The 16,248-nt window shown below is 69.7% G+C and carries 18 protein-coding genes; 9 read left to right on the top strand and 9 right to left on the bottom strand.

The features are described from left to right. The 6 genes from ACE3TE_RS09020 to ACE3TE_RS08995 all read left to right on the top strand — a co-directional run. Nucleotides 1–1,643: ATP-binding protein (locus ACE3TE_RS09020; RefSeq protein ID WP_374604207.1), on the top strand; the 1,643-nt coding region annotated here is incomplete at its 5' end. After that, a complete protein-coding gene (locus ACE3TE_RS09015) occupies nucleotides 1,633–2,712 on the top strand; it encodes a response regulator (RefSeq protein ID WP_374604205.1) in 1,080 nt (359 codons plus the stop codon). The genes ACE3TE_RS09020 and ACE3TE_RS09015, both read left to right, overlap by 11 nt. A gap of 206 nt (nucleotides 2,713–2,918) precedes the next feature. Next, the gene (locus ACE3TE_RS09010) at nucleotides 2,919–3,317 is read left to right on the top strand and encodes a hypothetical protein (protein WP_374604203.1); all 399 of its coding nucleotides are present in this window, start codon (nucleotides 2,919–2,921) and stop codon (nucleotides 3,315–3,317) included. Between the two features lie 60 nt (nucleotides 3,318–3,377). Further along, nucleotides 3,378–3,818, top strand: coding sequence for a PA2169 family four-helix-bundle protein (locus tag ACE3TE_RS09005; protein WP_374604201.1), 441 nt, complete (start codon nucleotides 3,378–3,380; stop codon nucleotides 3,816–3,818). Between the two features lie 204 nt (nucleotides 3,819–4,022). Beyond that, complete coding sequence (locus ACE3TE_RS09000) at nucleotides 4,023–4,403, top strand: HU family DNA-binding protein (protein ID WP_188664269.1); 381 nt, start codon at nucleotides 4,023–4,025, stop codon at nucleotides 4,401–4,403. Nucleotides 4,404–4,496: 93 nt separating this feature from the next. Then, a complete protein-coding gene (locus ACE3TE_RS08995; RefSeq protein WP_374604199.1) occupies nucleotides 4,497–5,531 on the top strand; it encodes an aldo/keto reductase in 1,035 nt (344 codons plus the stop codon). Here ACE3TE_RS08995 and ACE3TE_RS08990 read toward each other — a convergent pair. The 9 genes from ACE3TE_RS08990 to ACE3TE_RS08950 form a co-directional block, all read right to left on the bottom strand. After that, on the bottom strand, nucleotides 5,503–6,048 hold the full coding sequence (locus ACE3TE_RS08990) for a GNAT family N-acetyltransferase (protein ID WP_374604197.1): 546 nt from the start codon (nucleotides 6,046–6,048) through the stop codon (nucleotides 5,503–5,505). The genes ACE3TE_RS08995 and ACE3TE_RS08990 overlap by 29 nt on opposite strands. Before the next feature lie 57 nt (nucleotides 6,049–6,105). Next, nucleotides 6,106–6,405, bottom strand: coding sequence for a hypothetical protein (locus tag ACE3TE_RS08985; protein ID WP_374604195.1), 300 nt, complete (start codon nucleotides 6,403–6,405; stop codon nucleotides 6,106–6,108). A 334-nt stretch (nucleotides 6,406–6,739) separates the two neighbouring features. Continuing rightward, nucleotides 6,740–8,515, bottom strand: a complete 1,776-nt coding sequence (locus tag ACE3TE_RS08980; RefSeq protein ID WP_374604193.1) for a GGDEF domain-containing protein — start codon at nucleotides 8,513–8,515, stop codon at nucleotides 6,740–6,742. A gap of 7 nt (nucleotides 8,516–8,522) precedes the next feature. After that, a complete protein-coding gene (locus tag ACE3TE_RS08975; protein ID WP_374604191.1) occupies nucleotides 8,523–8,819 on the bottom strand; it encodes a hypothetical protein in 297 nt (98 codons plus the stop codon). 3 nt (nucleotides 8,820–8,822) lie between these two features. Continuing rightward, nucleotides 8,823–9,647: an SAM-dependent methyltransferase gene (locus tag ACE3TE_RS08970; RefSeq protein WP_374604189.1), complete on the bottom strand. Its 825-nt coding sequence runs from the start codon at nucleotides 9,645–9,647 to the stop codon at nucleotides 8,823–8,825. Between the two features lie 27 nt (nucleotides 9,648–9,674). Beyond that, nucleotides 9,675–10,220, bottom strand: coding sequence for a GNAT family N-acetyltransferase (locus ACE3TE_RS08965; RefSeq protein ID WP_374604187.1), 546 nt, complete (start codon nucleotides 10,218–10,220; stop codon nucleotides 9,675–9,677). 39 nt (nucleotides 10,221–10,259) lie between these two features. Then, complete coding sequence (locus tag ACE3TE_RS08960; protein ID WP_374604185.1) at nucleotides 10,260–10,979, bottom strand: energy transducer TonB; 720 nt, start codon at nucleotides 10,977–10,979, stop codon at nucleotides 10,260–10,262. A gap of 177 nt (nucleotides 10,980–11,156) precedes the next feature. Next, nucleotides 11,157–11,810, bottom strand: a complete 654-nt coding sequence (locus ACE3TE_RS08955) for a hypothetical protein (RefSeq protein WP_374604183.1) — start codon at nucleotides 11,808–11,810, stop codon at nucleotides 11,157–11,159. 90 nt (nucleotides 11,811–11,900) lie between these two features. Further along, on the bottom strand, nucleotides 11,901–13,148 hold the full coding sequence (locus ACE3TE_RS08950; protein WP_374604181.1) for a S8 family serine peptidase: 1,248 nt from the start codon (nucleotides 13,146–13,148) through the stop codon (nucleotides 11,901–11,903). A 112-nt stretch (nucleotides 13,149–13,260) separates the two neighbouring features. Here ACE3TE_RS08950 and ACE3TE_RS08945 point away from each other — a divergent pair, with 112 nt between their 5' ends. The 3 genes from ACE3TE_RS08945 (at nucleotide 13,261) to ACE3TE_RS08935 (ending at nucleotide 16,197) form a co-directional block, all read left to right on the top strand. After that, nucleotides 13,261–13,773 (top strand): sigma-70 family RNA polymerase sigma factor, encoded by a 513-nt coding sequence (locus tag ACE3TE_RS08945; RefSeq protein WP_374604180.1) that lies wholly within the window; start codon nucleotides 13,261–13,263, stop codon nucleotides 13,771–13,773. Then, a complete protein-coding gene (locus ACE3TE_RS08940; protein ID WP_374604178.1) occupies nucleotides 13,770–14,498 on the top strand; it encodes an anti-sigma factor in 729 nt (242 codons plus the stop codon). The genes ACE3TE_RS08945 and ACE3TE_RS08940 overlap by 4 nt, the downstream gene beginning before the upstream one ends. An 85-nt stretch (nucleotides 14,499–14,583) precedes the next feature. Next, entirely contained in the window at nucleotides 14,584–16,197 is a 1,614-nt protein-coding gene (locus ACE3TE_RS08935; RefSeq protein WP_374604176.1) for an HD domain-containing phosphohydrolase, read from the top strand. Nucleotides 16,198–16,248: the final 51 nt, after the last annotated feature.

The following is a 16,248-nucleotide window of genomic DNA, read 5'->3' as shown; positions in this document are numbered from 1 at the left end:
AGCACGAGGAGAGCCTGCTGATCGAGAACCGCAACCGGCGCAACCAGCTGATCCGCCAGAACTGGGCCACGGTGATGGTGGCCAATGCGCTGGCGCTGGCCGCCGGCCTGGTCGGCTTCATGGCCACCCGGCGCATGCAGCGCCAGGCGCAGGAGGCCTTGCGACTGGAGCTGAGGGCCGAGCAGGCCCGGCAGTCCAGCCAGGACAAGTCGGTGTTCCTGGCCAGCATGAGCCACGAGATCCGCACGCCGATGAACGCGATCTTCGGCTTCACCAACCTGCTGGCGGAAACGCCGATGGATCCGCGCCAGGCGACCTACGTCGACTCGATCCGCAAGAGTGGCCAGGCGCTGCTGTCGCTGATCAACGACGTGCTGGACCTGTCGAAGATGGAGGCCGGCAAGCTCGAGCTGCGCGAGGAGGCCACCGACCTGCGCGAGATCGTCGACCAGACCCTGACGATGTTCCAGCAGGCCTGCGCCGACAAGGGCATCAGCCTGCGCGCCGACTTCGACGGCCGCGCCGAGCTGCCGGTGATGGTCGATCCGGTGCGCCTGCGCCAGGTGCTGATCAACCTGGTGTCGAACGCGGTGAAGTACACCGAAACCGGCGGCGTCGTCGTGCGCGTCGGCTGCCATCCGGGCAAGCAGGACGACCGCTGCGACCTGCGCATCGAGGTGGTCGACAGCGGCACCGGCATCGCGCCGCACCAGCTGGGGGTGATCTTCGAACCCTTCGAGCAGGGCGACAGCGTCGACGGCAAGAACCGCGAAGGCACCGGCCTGGGCCTGAGCATCGTGCGCCGCCTGGCCGAACTGATGGGCGGCGAGCTTTCGGCCGAGAGTACCGTCGGCGAAGGCTCGCTGTTCCGACTGGACATTCCGGACCGGGTGATCAGCGCCGATTCGGTCAGCCAGCAGCCTGCGCGCAGCCAGCGCATCGACTTCGACCTGCTACCGCCGCTCAAGGTGCTGGTGGTGGACGACGTGGCCTGGAACCGCGACCTCGCCGTCGCCTACCTGGCCAGTTCGCACCACCAGGTGACCCAGGCCGGCGACGGGCTGGTCGCGCTGGAACAGCTCAAGGCCAAGGGCGCCGACGTCATCCTGATGGACCTGCGCATGCCGATCCTGTCGGGCGACCAGGCCCTGCAGCGCATCCGGGCCAATCCGAAGTGGCGCGACATCCCGGTCGTGGCGGTCACCGCCTCGAGCATGAGCGAGGACGAAAACTGGGTGCGTGCCCGCTTCGACGGCTACGTGCGCAAGCCCTATTCGAAGAGGGACCTGTTCGAGGCGCTGGCCCTGCATTTCCCGCCGCGCCGGAAGGAGACGGAAGGGCAGGCGCCGGAGCCCGCCGCCCCGGTCGAACGCGACCCCGGCCCGCGCCGCCAGGATGCCGAGGCCCTGGCCGAGCTCAAGGCGCTGCGGGCTTCGCTGCCGGCGATGCGCGGCAACCTGCGCGTGCGCGAGGTGGCCGCCGCCGCCGGCCACCTGGCCGGTCTGGCGGGCCGCCTGGACTGGCCCGCGCTGGAAAAACACGCGCGCGAACTCAAGGAGGCCGTGGACGCCTTCGACGTCACCAGCATGCGCCTGCTGCTGGCCAGCTGCCCCGCCCCGGAGGCCACCCGCGATGAGCAATGAACGAGCCCCGCTGGTCATGGTCGTCGACGACCAGGAAGCCAACGTCAGCGCCGTCGGCGGCCTGCTGGCCCGCGACGGTTTCGACGTGGCGCCCTGCCTGAGCGGCAAGGAAGCGCTGGCCGGCATCGCCGCCGAGCCGCCGGACCTGCTGCTGCTGGACATGCGCATGCCGGGCATGGACGGTTTCGACGTACTCGAGGCGGTGCGGTCCAACGAGGCCACGCGCGAGCTGCCGGTGATCTTCCTCACCGCCGACCACGAGCGCGATTCGCTGGTGCGGGCCTTTTCCGCCGGCGCGGTCGACTACGTGACCAAGCCCTTCGTGCCCGAGGAGCTGCTCTCGCGCGTGCGCGCCCACACCGCGCTCAAGCGCGCGCGCGACCACGTGCAACAGCTGGCGCAGGAGCGCCAGGAAAGCCTGGAGCTGATCGCCCACGACCTGCGCAACCACTTCACCAACGTGGTGTTTTCCGCGGACATGCTGCTTCCGCGCCAGACCGACGACGCCGGCCGCAAGCTCGTGGAGTCGATCCGCGGCGCAGCCGACACCGGGCTGCTGTTCCTCGAGGCGGTGCTCGACCAGGCGGCCGGCGAGGCGCGCGGCGAGGCGGTCGAGCCGCTGCCCGCCACCCAGGTCGTGCAGGAAGCGGTGGACGCACACGCCGACCATGCCCGCGGCAAGAACATGCGCCTGGACCTGCAGCTGGAGCCGGGCCTGCTGGTGCGCGGCCAGCGTCTTTCGCTCGCGCACGTGCTGCAGAACCTGGTGTCGAATGCGGTCAAGTACGCGCCGCCCGGCAGCGTGGTCACGGTCAAGGCCGCGACGCATTCCGGCAAGGCGCGTTTCCTGGTGATCGACCAGGGCCCGGGCATCGCCGAGGCCGAGCAGGGCGAACTTTTCCGCCGCTTCGCCCGGCTTTCCAACAAGCCCACTGGCGGCGAGGCCTCGACAGGCCTCGGCCTGTCGCTGGCCAAGCAGAAGGCACGCGCGATGGGCGGCGACCTCTGGTATGACCCGGCGCCTTCGGGCGGTGCCTGCTTCACGCTGGAAATGCCGCGGGTCGACTGACCCGCCCGCGCCCCGGGTCGCCATGCAGCCTGCACGCGCGACCTTGCATTTCGCAGGGCGCCTCAGCGCAGTATTCACGCAAGTCCTTGTTCCTGCGTGCAGCGCCCGGTTGGCACGCCCCTTGCTCCCTTCTCCATGACGACGCCGTTGCAGCCCGGTCCCGGGCCGTGGCGGCATCGCAACATCCCCAACCATGGAGCTATCGCATGAACAAGTTCACCCGTACCGCGCTGCCGCTGGCGATCGTGATGGCCCTTGCGGCCTGCCAGGAAACGCCGCAGGAAACGGCCGAGGACGTGGCCGAAGCGCGCGTCGAGGCCACCGAGGAAGTCCAGGAGGCCCGCGAGGACTTCGTCGAGGCCGACTCGATGGACGAAGCGATCGACGAGCGCGAAGACCTTGAGCTCGCTGCGGCCGAGGGCGCCTACGAGGTCGCCAAGCAGCAGTGCGATGCGCTCGAGGGCGAGGCCGAAGACGCCTGCAACGACGAGGCCGAGGCCAAGTACGAGGCGGCCAAGGAAGCGGCGGATCGCCGCGAGGACGCCGCCGAGGAAATGCTCGACACGGCCGAGGATGTGGCCGACGAGCTTGACGACGAGTTCTGAGCCCCCCGGCGCTGAACCGTGCACCACCCCTAAGGAAGACAAGTCCAAGGAGGACAAGCCATGAACAAGACCACCGCGACCCTCAACCACCTGGTCGAAGCCCTGAACGACGGCATCGAGTTCCATGAGCATGCCGCGAGGGAAACCGGCCAGCCCGCCTACCGCGACCTGTTCCTCAACATGGCGCAGGTCAAGAAGGCGATCGCCGCCGACCTCAAGGCCGAGGTTGCCCTTCAGGGCGCCGAGCCCGACAACGACGGCACCTGGCTGGGTGGCATCCGCGAGGGTTATGCCAGCCTCAAGTCGAAGATGGTCAAGGACGCCGACGCGGCGTGGATTTCTTCGATCGAAGAGCAGGAAGACCGCGTACTCGAAGCCTTCCGCGACGCCCTCGAGGGTGACCAGCCCCCGAAGGTGCGCGAGCTGGCCGCGCGCTACCTGCCCGAGGTCAGGAAGATGCACGACCAGATGCGTGACCTGAAGCGGGCCAAGGCGGCTTAAGACCGTCCCGCCCTCCCGCGGTCCCCGGCGTGCTGGCCGGGGACCGCGGCAGGCTTTAAGGCACCGGGGCAGCCCGGTAGCGAAAAAAACCCGTGTTTTTGCCGCTTTTGCACTTGGCGGCGACTGGAACTTGCCCTACATTCAGCAAGCCGGGGTTAGCCCAGGCACCCCAATTACCCATCCAGAATCACGGGAACAACAAAAATGGCTACCAAGAAAGCTGCGAAGAAGAAGGCTGCCCCGAAGGCCGCTGCCAAGCCGGCCGCGCCCAAGCCGATCAAGGAAGCGCTGACCAAGTCCGGCCTGGTGTCGCACATCGCCGACAACACCGGCCTGGCTTCGAAGGACGTGCGCGCCGTGCTGGCCGCGCTCGAGAACGCCGTGCACGGCTCGGTCTCGAAGAAGGGCGCGGGCAGCTTCACCCTGCCGGGCCTGCTGAAGATCACCTCGGTCAACGTGCCGGCCAAGCCCAAGCGCAAGGGCATCAACCCGTTCACGAAGGAAGAGCAGTGGTTCGCCGCCAAGCCGGCCACCGTCAAGGTCAAGATCCGTCCGCTCAAGAAGCTGAAGGATTCCGCGGCCTGAGGCCCGGATTCGCGACGCGGTAACGCGCGCGAAAGCAGAATCAGCGGGGTGGGTGCTTCGGCACCCGCCCCGTTTTCTTTCCAGGAGACCGCGATGGAATACCGCTACCTCGGACGCTCGGGCTTCCGCGTCCCCGTCCTGTCCTTCGGCACCGGCACCTTCGGCGGCGAAGGCGAGTTCTTCAAGGCCTGGGGCGCCACCGACGTGGCCGAAGCGCGAAGCCTGGTCGACATCTGCCTGGAGGCCGGCGCCGCGATGTTCGACAGCGCCGACATCTATTCGAAGGGCGCGGCCGAGTCGATCCTGGGCGAGGCGATCAAGCACCGCCCGCGCGATGACATCATCCTCTCGACCAAGGCGACGTTCCGCTTCGGCCTGGGCGAGAACCAGGTCGGCTCCTCGCGGCACCATCTGCTGCGTTCGGTGGATGCCTCGCTCAGGCGCCTGGGCACCGACTACATCGACATCTTCCAGCTGCACGGCCAGGACACCCGCACGCCGGTCGAGGAAGTGCTTTCCACGCTCGACGCGCTGGTGCAGGCCGGCAAGATCCGCTACGTCGGCGTCTCCAACTTCAGCGGCTGGCACCTGATGAAATCCCTGGCCGCGGCCGACCGCCACGGGTGGCCGCGCTACGTGGCCCAGCAGACGTACTACTCGCTGGTCGGCCGCGACTACGAATGGGAGCTGATGCCGCTGGCCGCCGACCAGGGACTGGGCGCGATCGTCTGGAGCCCGCTGGGCTGGGGCCGGCTGACCGGCAGGATCCGTCGCGGACAGCCGCTGCCGGAGAACAGCCGCCTGCAGTCGAAGGCCGCCGCCGACGGTGGCCCGCAGGTGGACCAGGACTATCTTTATCGCGTCGTTGACGCGCTGGACGAGGTGGCTGCCGAAACCGGCAAGACCGTGCCGCAGGTGGCGCTGAACTGGGTGCTGCAGCGACCGACCGTGAGCAGCGTCATTGTTGGCGCCCGCAACGAAGACCAGCTGCGGCAGAACCTCGGCGCCGTCGGCTGGAACCTCACGCCCGACCAGGTCGCGCGCCTGGATGCGGCCAGCGAACGCCCCAAGCCCTATCCGTTCTGGCACCAGGCGAGTTTCAGCTACCGGAACCCGGCCCCGCGGTGAAGTGTTCGTCCCGGTTGATTTCGTAGACCAGCAGGCTTTCGCCTTGCAGCGTCCGCGGGCCCTGCAGGCGCATGCCCACTGATTCCAGCACGCGCCGCGAGGCGGTGTTGCCGACCGTGACGATGGCCAGCACGCGCGGCAGCGCCAGGGGGCCGAAGGCGAGGTCCAGGCAGAGCCGTGCGGCCACCCGTGCAAGCCCCTGGCCGCGCCACGCCGGCAGGAACGCGTAGCCCAGGTCCGGCGCGGGCAGCAGCTCGCGCCGGACCAGGCCGCACAGGCCGGCCACGCGACCGTCGTCCTTCATCTCGACGGCCCACAGGCCGAAGCCGTAACGGGCGTAGCTGGCGATGGGTCCCTCGCGCAGGTAGGCGCTGGCCTGGTCCAGGTCGCGCACGCCGCGGTCGGCGATGTGGTGCAGGAAGTCGGGGTCGTTGAGCAGCGCGAGCGCGAACGCGGCATCGTCCTCGCGCAGTTCGCGCAGGCGGAAGCGGTCGGTTCCAGGGAGGGTTTGCGGCATGGGCGGTCCCGGTCGGGCCGCCCGATTATCGCAGGGCCGGGGTGCCGGCGGCGGAGCTCAGGGCGTGGCCAGCGTGACCTGCTGGCGGCCGTCGCGCATCGCGACCAGGCGCTGCACCTGCGGCATGTGCGCCTTGCGCGGCTGCTGTTCGAGGCCCAGCGACTTGCTGTCGAAGCGCACGTCCTCGGGGATCACGATCTTGAAGCGCAGCGTCGCCGAGGCCGAGACCTTCGCACCCTCGCTGCCCACCGCGAAATCGCCCTTGGCCAGGGCCGGCTGCGCGAAGGCCATCGCCAGCGCGGCACACGCCGCGAGGCGGAAGAGGAGGGCGGGCTTGGCGAGGCGCTTGGCGTTCATCATGCTGCTCCTGGGGGGAGGAAGCGAAGCCGGGAAAGGTCTTCGTGTTCCTTGGAGAGCAGTCTAGGAAGCGGCGTAAGTTGTTGATGGGCAACGGATCACACTTGCCCACTGTGGGATTTCGCGCACACTTCCCGACCAAATGCGGCAGTGCGGCACGGTTTGTTTGCGTGTGCGATCACAGTTCGATGGGAAACCGTGAAGTGCGCCCAAACCGACGCTGAATCCACCGGTGATTCCAGCAACGCCCGGGTGCAAAAAAAACGGCCAGCCATGGCGGCTGACCGTGCAGATTTTCCAGGCTGTCGCCGGCGTGGCCGACGCAGCCGCAGGCTTACGTTGCGGCGATTTCCGTCGTGTCCATTTCCAGGCCATGCGTGCGCACGCGGTCGCGGCCGGCGTGCTTGGCCTGGTAGAGCGCGTCGTCGGCGCGGCTGAGCAGGGTCAGGAAGTCGTAGCCGCTGGCACGGGTGCCGGCGACGCCGAAACTGGCGGTGACCTTGAACACGTAGCCGGTGGGCGTGGTGTCGATCGCGGCGATGCGCTTGCGGCAGGCCTGCGCCAGCGCGACCGACGAGGGCAGGTCGCAGCCCACCAGCAGGAAGGCGAACTCCTCGCCGCCCAGGCGCCCGAAACGGTCGTTCTTGCGGCAGACCTCGGTACAGGCCTTCGCGACCTCCCTGAGCACCCAGTCGCCCGTGGCGTGGCCAAACCGGTCGTTGATGGACTTGAACTCGTCGAGGTCGAACATCACCAGGCCGACTTCCTCGCCTGCCTTGCGGCAATAGGCCAGGGCTTCTTCGGCGCGGTGGCCGAAGTGCATGCGGTTGGCTGCACCGGTCAGTGCATCGGTTTCCGCCAGGCGCCGGAACATCACTTGCGCCCGCTTGGTGCGCCAGGCCCAGAACGCGATGGTGCCCAGCAGCACGACCAGCAGCGCCACCAGCAGCTGGTTGTTCCGGCGCGACTGCGTCGAGACCTGTTCGCGCAGCTGCAGCACCTGGTTCTCGCGGTTGAGCAGTTCGATGGTCTGGTTCTTTTCGCGCGTTTCGCTCATGACTTCCTGGTAGGCGAGTTCGCGCGCCTTCACCGAATCCAGGAAGGCCTTGTCGGCTTCGGCATAGTTGATGTGGTGCGCCAGCGCGGCCGCCGTGTCGCCACGCAGCAGCGCGCTCTCGTAGAGGGCCCGGTAGGCGGTCACCAGCGGCGCGGAATTGACCATGCTCGCGCTGAACCGGATCGCGGCCCGCGCGTGGGCATCGGCCTGGGTCGCATCCCCGCTGTCGAGGTAGATGCCGGCGAGGGTGGAGTGCACTTCACCGATGAGGCGGGGATAGCGGGTGGCTTCCGCTTCCGGGAGATGGCGGGCCAGCAGGATCGCCGCCTCGTTGCGCTGGCCGCCGTCGGCAAGGATCCGGGCATGGAACGTCCGCGCGAAATTCGCCGCGATCTTCTCGCCGGCATCGCTGCACTGGCGGGCGATGTCGGCGACCTGGTCGGTCTTGCCGTCCACTTCGTCCAGGTAATAAAGCGACTCCAGGCGCATTACCTCGGCGAAGCAGCGGGTCCGCGCCGAGGGTTCGCTGCCGAGCATGAGTTCGGCGAAATGTTTGCCCCTGTCGTACTGGCCGACGTGGTTGCTGATGGTCCCCGCCGCGGACCAGGCATGGTGGCGCAGCTCGGGGTCCTCGACCTGGTCGACCAGGGCGAGCGTCTCGTTCATGTAGCGCAGGCCCGAGGCGAAATCCCGGGTCACCGCAAAGGAATTGACCATCAGCGCGCCGGCGCGGAAGCGCACCTCGACGTCCGCAGACTCCTCGAACAGCTTGCGGGCCGCCTCGATGCCGAGGTCGAAACGCCCGCCGTAGGCGAGCTGGTAGGCCTTGAGGTAATCGAGCTGTTCGCGCTGGCGGTCGCTGGCCGAGGCGATGCTGGCGTTGAGCTGGCCAAGCAGGGTATCGAACTGCCCGGGGTCGGAGCTGCGCACGGCCTCGGCCTGCCGCAGCATCGCGTCGAAGGCGGGGGAGGCCGTCGCCATCGCCGGAGCCAGCAGCACCAGCGCCGTGCAGAGCGCGGCGCTGGCCAGCCGCAGGGACGGCGACGGAATCACCCGGGACTCAGTGGATGCCGTGGGCGCTGGCGGATTGCTTGCCATCGTCCTTGTCGGGCGAGTCGGAATCTTCCTGCTCGTCGTCCTTGTTCTCGTCGCCCTCGGCCGGGAAAAGCAGGCACATCATTTCCATGCGGCCACCCAGCAGGCCGCCCAGCGCGTCCGCGTCCCTGGCCAGCAGGGCGTCGCGGGCGGCGTCCTCGATGCCGGCGGCGTCGACCGCGGCTTCGTACTGCTCCGGCGCCAGCTGGCCCGGCAGGTGGCTGCGGCCCAGGGTTTCAAGAAAAGTGATTACCTTCGACATCGGTCATTCCCCTTCGGTGGTGGTGGCGTGTGTTGCGGCGGACAGGCCGGCCTCGAGGGCGTCGAGCCTGGCGAGCATGTCCGCGTCCGGTACGAGCCGGCTTGCGGGTGGGAGCACGAGCGTCGATTGTGCCGTCAATTTCGCCTCAGCAAGACGGCCAAGCGCGATGACCTCCCTGCGCGGCGACCGGATCGGCAGGGTGGCGGCTTCGTAGATCGTGCATGGGTGGTCCAACGGATAGTCCTTCGCCAACAGGTCAGCCAGCAGCTGCCGGTAAGGCGCCGGCGTCGCGAACCTTCCGAAGCTGCGGTCGCCGGCGATGCCCGCCTGCCACAGCACCAGGTAGGCGCTGGTGTCGAGCCGCCGGCGGTAGAACATGACCTGGCTGGCTTCGTAGTGCTGGCAGCCGTAGCGCCCCGGGTCGATGCCCAGGTCCGCGTACAGGCAGTCTTCCGCCGACACGCCGGGCTCCATGTGTGCAGGAAAGCCTTCCGCGCGCGCCATCTCTATGGCCTTGTGCGGGGCCAGCGCGAACACGCCCGGATGGCCGTAGAAGGCACCGCATACCTGCCGGCCGAGCCGGACTTCGGCGAGCATCGCCGCGACCATCTGCCGGTAGGTTTCGGTGCGTGGTTTGCCGGCCTGGTAGTAGGGCTGCAGGCTGCGCACGTCGGGGTTCATTTCCCTGACCCACAGCTCGACCAAGGGGTCGGACACGGCGACGAAGACGACGTCTGCCTGTTCGATGGTGGTACGTGCGCGCGGCCCGAGGTGCGCGCCCAGCGTCATGCCCAGCCCGACGCAGGCCAGGCTTCCCGACTTCCCCATGTCTTCCCCCCTGCTTGCCTTGCCACCTTAGCCGATGGCGGCGGAGACGGCATCTGTCGTCCGGGCGCTATCGGGATTCCGCCAGGAAACGTACCCGTCCCTGTCGGTTCCGATGCGTTCGAAGCCCAGGCTGGCCAGGAGGCGGGCCATGGCCGCGTTGCCAGGCGCGTGGCGTGCCACGAGGCGCCGGGCGGGCGCCCGGCCGGCAGCGGCGGTACGCAAGGCGACCACCGTCGCGCGTCCGTATCCCTGGCCCTGGTGTTCGCCCGAAAGCAGCAGGCCGAGTTCAATCGTGGCGGTGCCCTTCGGCGTCAGTCCCGCCAGGCCGATCGGCGAGCCGGTGGCCGGGTCCTGGATGATCCACAGCTGCTGGCCCCGGCCCGGGGGCGACGCGCCGGACAGCGTCCTGCGCGCCAGTTCCGCCGCGTCCTGCCGGTCGCGCGGACCGCCGAGGTGTTGCATGGTCCCGGCATCGCGATAGAGCCGGCAAACGAAGCCCGCATGCGCCGCGCGGGCCGACAGCAGCCGGACGCGGGAGCGCGGGCTGTTCGGAAGGGTCGTTTCATCCGGCATCGCCCAAGCATAGGCGATGCCGGTGCGCGGCCGGCGCGCCTAGTTGCTGGCGATCGCCAGGTCGGAGGTGATGCGCGCGGCCGGCTCGATCGCCACGGCCACCGACGACGGCGTGAAGCGCTGGCCCTCGGGGCCCTGCCAGTCGCAGGCCTGCGGCTCGGCGGATTCGGCGCGGAAGCACACCGGGATCATCACCGCGCCGGCCACCGGCTGGCCGTTGGCGAGTTCGGGCAGGAAGCGCCAGTTCTTCGCCGCGGCGCTGGCGGCTTCGGTGAAGGCGCGGTTCGGCGAGGAGCCCGGCTGGGCGGCGACGCCGCGCACCCGGCCCTGGGTATCGAGCTTGAGCTTGAGCACGACTAGGCCACCTTCGCCGCGGCGCAGGGCCGCCGACGGATAACCGGGGGCCTTCATCGAGGCCACCGCCGGTCCGGTGGTCGCCGACACGATGCGGGCCCGGTCGGCCTGCAGGCCCGGCGCGCGCACGCCAAGGCGCAGGTAGGTGCGGGTGGGTACCGGCTGACCGTCGAGCTTCGCCGGGCTGAACTCCCAGCCGCGCACTTCGTCTTCGATGCGGGCCATCAGTTCGGGGCTGTCCATCGCCGGCTGCGGCTGCAGCGCGGTGATGCGGCCTTCGCGATCGAGATCGATGGCGAAGGTGAGGTTGAAGTTGCTGTCGTCGGGCTGCTGCGGTTCGGCATGGGCGCCGGCGGACACGGCCAGCAGCGCGGAGGCCAGGCAGGTAACCAGGATCTTTTTCATCGGGGCGCTCCGTTCGGGGTGTTGATGCATACCGACGTTACATCCGCATGACAGCGCCGCCTACCAGATTTCGATGAATTTTTCGTGACAATTCCGGCGTTTATGATCGGCGTCCCACGCGTGGCGCAGGCGGGCGCCGCCGCGGCGCCCGCCTGTTTTCCACGTTTGCCCCCGGCGTCAACGTTCGACCGAAGCGTCGCCGCGCGCCGAGGCCGACATGCCCGCACTGGCACCATCACGCGAGGCCGAGGCATCCGCATCGGCGCTGGCGCTGCCCGAGGCGTCCAGTCGCGCCGTCCGGGGCGTAGGTGCCGGCGGCGCTTCGCCGTCATCGACCGGCTCGGCGGGTTCGCCCGGTTCGGCGGGACCGCCCGCGTCCTGCTCCGGATCGGCGATGCCCCGGGTCAGCGAGCCGGAGCCGCTGCCGGTGGCACCGGCGGCAGCGGCGAGCATCGGCTCTGCGCCGGCCAGCGGCGCGGTCTCGTCTTCGCCCGCGTCATTCGCGCCGGCCGTCGAAGCAGCGGTGGCGTTGGCGGCGGCGGCTGCCGCTGCGGCAATCGCGGTGCGTTCGGCGTCCTGCTCGCGGCGCAGTTCGCGCAGCGCGGCTCGGCGTTCGGCCAGGCTGTCGCGAAGCTGGCTGCGCGTGCCGTTCAAGGTGTCGCGTGCGCCCAGCCGGCCGATGCCGCCGTGGTTTCCGAGGCTGCCCGGACCGACGCCGACGGCGCCCTGCAGGCTGCCCGTGGCGCCACCGACAAGTGATTGCGCGTGCAGCACCGGGCTGGCCGAAAGCAGCGCGGCGAACACGGCGGAGGCAATGAGTTTCTGGTTCATCCTGGTCTCCCTGCATGCCGCAGGCCATCTGCGGCTTCAGGGGGACTTACGCCCGCGCGGGCGGGTTTGATCCGCGCCGCCGGCGCCTGTTCAATCTTCGTTCACCGGCGCGGACCAGTCCGCCCGCGACTCCGGCGACAGCAGGCCGTGGCCGTAGCGGGCGTCGCGGCCCTTGGGACCTGCATCGAGGGCCTGCGCCGCCAGCTGCGTCAGCACGCGCTCTGCGGCGCCAGGTGCCGGCACCTGCACCTCCGCGGCAGCCAGGCGGGCGACGAGCGGCGCGGCGAAGGACGTGCCGCGCACCGGCGTGCGCGTGCCGCCCGGGCTGGCCGCCCACAGGTCGCTGCCCGGCGCGGCGAAATCAACCGCGTCGCCGCGAACCGCTTCCGGCAGCAGCCGGTCGCGTGCGTCGACCGCAGTCACGCCGATCACGCCCGGATAGGCCGCGGGAAACAGCGGCGCCGCCGCGGGACCGTCGTTGCCCACGGCGGCCACCAGCACATGCCCGCGACGCTGCATCGATTCGACCAGGGCTGCCAGCAGCCGGTTCGGCGGACCGACGAGGCTCAGGTTGATCACCGCCACGCGCTCGCCGGCCAGCCAGGCCAGCGCCTCGGCCAGGGCGGTGACCGCGCCGCCGGTCGGCTCGCCGCAGTAGATGTCGGCCGCGAACAGCTCGCCGCCGCCGCTGCGGCGGGTCGGGGCGGCCAGCAGGGAGGCCACGGCGGTGCCGTGTGCGTCGGGCGGGGCCTTTCCGTCGCAGCCCCACTGCCTGAGCGTCACGCCGGCAAGCAGCGGGTGCGAGGCATCGACCCCGCTGTCGACGAGACCTATCCGGCCCGGGGAAAACGCGGGCGTGGCCGCGGCGGTGGCGCGGACTGCTGTGCCGCTGGCTTGCCCTGAACCGAGATAGACATGGTTGTAGTCGTAGAGACCTTCGGGGTCGATGCGTGCCAGCCGGCGCAGCGCGGTGCGCACGCGCATGCCCGGCGGTGCGCGCAGCACCACGACGTGCAGGTCCAGCGAAGGCAGCACGGATTCGCGCACCGCCTCGAAGCCGGCGGCCCTGGCCCGCGCGATCGCGTCGGGGTCCGGCGCGATGGCCACCACCTCGCTGCGAACCACCGGCGCGCCGCGCGGGTCGGCCTCGAGCCAGCGCCGGTTTTCCCGCAGCAGCCGGCGTTCGCGCAGCTCGCGCAGTTCACGGCCGGTATCGTCCAGCGTGTCCCGGACCGGCGCGGGCAGCGTGGCCGGAAGGCGCGGCAGCGGCAGGCCAAGCGCCGCCGCCGGAGGCGACAGGCACAGCAGGGCAAGCAGCAGGGCGAGGACTCGGGTCATGGTCATCCACTACGCGGCAGCGGCCGGGATCCTTCCGGGGCGGTGATAGCATCCGGCCGCACCGGGCGCGGCCGCGCCGGGATCAAAACGCCCTCCCGGGACGTAATCAGGCATGACCGTCACTGACACCGGAATGAATTTCAACCAGGAACTGTGCGAGCTGCTGCCGCGACTGCGCCGTTTCGCCCGCACCCTGGCAAGGGATCCGGCGGACGCGGACGACCTCGTGCAGGTGGCGCTGGAACGGGCCCTGGCCCGTGCGGCGCAGTGGCGGCCGGGCAGCCGGCTCGACGCCTGGGTGTTCGGCATCATCCGCAATGCCTGGATCGACGAGGTCCGGGCCAGGCAGCGCGGCCAGCGCGTCTTCGCCCCGGAGGATCACGGCGCGCAGGTGGGTGAAACCCCGTTCGAGGGCCAGGACCTGGCCCTGTCGGTGCAATCGGCGCTGGCGCGCCTTCCGGAGGAACAACGCATGGCGATTGCCCTGGTGCTCATTGAAGGCCTGTCCTACCGCGAGGCGGCCCTGGCGATGGACGTGCCCGTCGGCACGCTGACCAGCCGCCTTTCGCGCGGACGCGAGGCGCTGCAGGGCCTGCTGGGCGGCGCTGCCGGAGCAGGCGCATGAAGCCGGATGCCGCCGAACTGATGGCCTATGTCGACGGCGAACTCGACCAGGCCGGCATCGCACGCGTCGAAGCGGCAATGGCGGCCGATCCTGGCGTCGCCGCCGCGGTGCAAGCCGAACGGCGGCTGCGCGACCAGCTTCGCGCGGCCTTCGATCCGGTGCTGGACGAACCCGTGCCCGCGCACCTGCAGGCCCTTGCGCGTGGCGACGTGGCGACGTCGCTGTCGCCGGCGCCAGTGCGGGAGCTTCCGCGCAGGAACAAGCCGCGCCTGGCGCTTCCGGAATGGGCGGCGCTGGCGGCCGCCCTCGCGCTGGGCATCGCGATCTCGCAGTTTGCGCTGGCACCCGCTGCGGCGCCCCTGGAAGTCCGCGACGGCCAGCTGGTCGCCGACGGTGAACTGGCCGATTCACTCGAGTCGGGCCTTGCCGCGGAATCCGGCGAGGCGCTGCGGATCGGGATCAGCTTCCGCGATGGCAGCGGCACGTATTGCCGCAGCTTCCGCCTGCACGGCGCGCGGGACCTCGACGGCCTGGCCTGCCGCGATCCGCAGGGCCGCTGGCAGGTGCCGGTACTGGTGGGTTCGGAAGCCTCGCCGCGGGGCGGGCTGCGGCAGGCTTCGGGAAGTTTGCCTGCCGCGGTGCTCGCCGAGATGCAGGCACGCATCGCCGGTGAACCCCTGGACGCCGGGCAGGAGCGCGCCGCGCGCGACGCGGGCTGGCGCTGAGCCCGCGCCGACGCTGGCACGGCGCGCATTGCGCGTGGCTGCGTTTGGCGTCATGTTGGCGTCCGGGTAACCGTCGACCGCCGCCGTGACCAGCGAATCCGAGATCCTCAGCCGCCTCGAGACCCTCAACGACATCGGCGTCGCGCTGTCGCACGAACGCGACCTGGCGACCCTGCTCGAGCGCATCCTGGAAGCGGCCCGCGACTTCGCCGACGCCGACGGCGGCACGCTCTACCTGCGCGAGGGCGACAGCCTGCGCTTCGAGGTGCTGCGCAACGACTCGCTGGGTTATTTCATGGGCGGCCGCCACGGCAAGCCGATCCAGTTCCCGCCGATCCCGCTGTTTCGCGAGGACGGCAGCGGCAATGATTCGATGGTGGTGGTGCACGCGGCGCTGTCGGGCAAGACGATCAACATCGCCGACGCCTATACCGCCGAAGGCTACGACTTCAGCGGCACGCGCGCGTTCGACGCCAGGACCGGCTACCGCTCGCAGTCCTTCCTGACCGTGCCGATGAAGGACCACGACGGCCAGGTCATCGGCGTTCTGCAGCTGATCAATGCCAAGGGCGCGGACGGCGGCATCCGCGTGTTCGAGCCGGCGATCCAGCAGCTGGTGGAATCGCTGGCCTCGCAGGCGGCGATCGCGCTCAACAACCGGCGGCTGATCGACCAGCTCGAGACGCTGTTCGAGGCGCTGATCAACCTGATCAACACCGCCATCGACGAAAAGTCGCCCTACACCGGCGGCCACTGCGAACGCGTGCCGGCGCTGACCACGCTGCTGGCCGATGCCGTGGCGCGAACGAAGGCGGGCCCGCTGGCGGACTTCGACATGTCCGAAGCCGACCGCTATGAGCTCAAGATCGCCGGCCTGCTGCACGACTGCGGCAAGATCACCACGCCGGTGCACGTGGTCGACAAGGCGACCAAGCTGCAGACGCTGTTCGACCGCATCGAGCTGGTGGACACGCGCTTCGAGGTGCTCAGGCGCGACGCCGAAATCGCGCTGCTCAAGGGCGAGCTCGACCAGGCCGGCTACGAGGCGCGCCTGGCCCGGCTCGACGCCGACCGCGAGGCGGTGCGCCAGGCCAATACCGGCGGCGAATTCATGAGCGACGACAAGATCGCGGGATTGCAGCGCATTGCCGCGCTCACCTGGCGCGGGCCCGATGGCAGCGAGCAGCCGTTCCTGTCCGCCGAGGAGCTCGACAACCTGTGCATCCGCCGCGGCACGCTCAACAACGCCGAACGCGAGATCATCAACCACCACATCACGATGACCATCCGCCTGCTCGAGGCGCTGCCCTGGCCCAAGCACCTGCGCAACGTGCCCGAATACGCCGGCGGCCACCACGAGCGCATGGACGGCAAGGGTTATCCGCGTGGCCTGACCCGCGAACAGATGAGCGTGCAGGCGCGGGTAATGGGCATCGCCGACATCTTCGAGGCACTGACCGCCAGCGACCGGCCCTACAAGCCCGGCAAGACGCTCAGCGAATCGCTGACGATCCTCGGCCGCATGAAGCTCGACCACCACGTGGATCCCGACCTGTTCGACGTGTTCCTGCGCGAGAAAGTCTATCTGGAATACGCCGAACGCTTCCTGCCGGCCGAACAGATCGACCAGGTGGACTGGTCGAAGATCCCCGGCGTGTCGCCGGAGCTGGCCGCGGAGCTGTCCCGAAGGGACCTGTAGGAGCGCCTTCAGGCGCGAAGCGGTTCTTTGCCGAAGGCAAAGTCAAAAGAT

Origin of the sequence: Arenimonas sp. (genome assembly GCF_041919775.1) — a bacterium.
In the GTDB taxonomy this organism is placed as follows: domain Bacteria; phylum Pseudomonadota; class Gammaproteobacteria; order Xanthomonadales; family Xanthomonadaceae; genus Arenimonas.
This window is presented reverse-complemented; position numbering and strand designations above follow the sequence as displayed.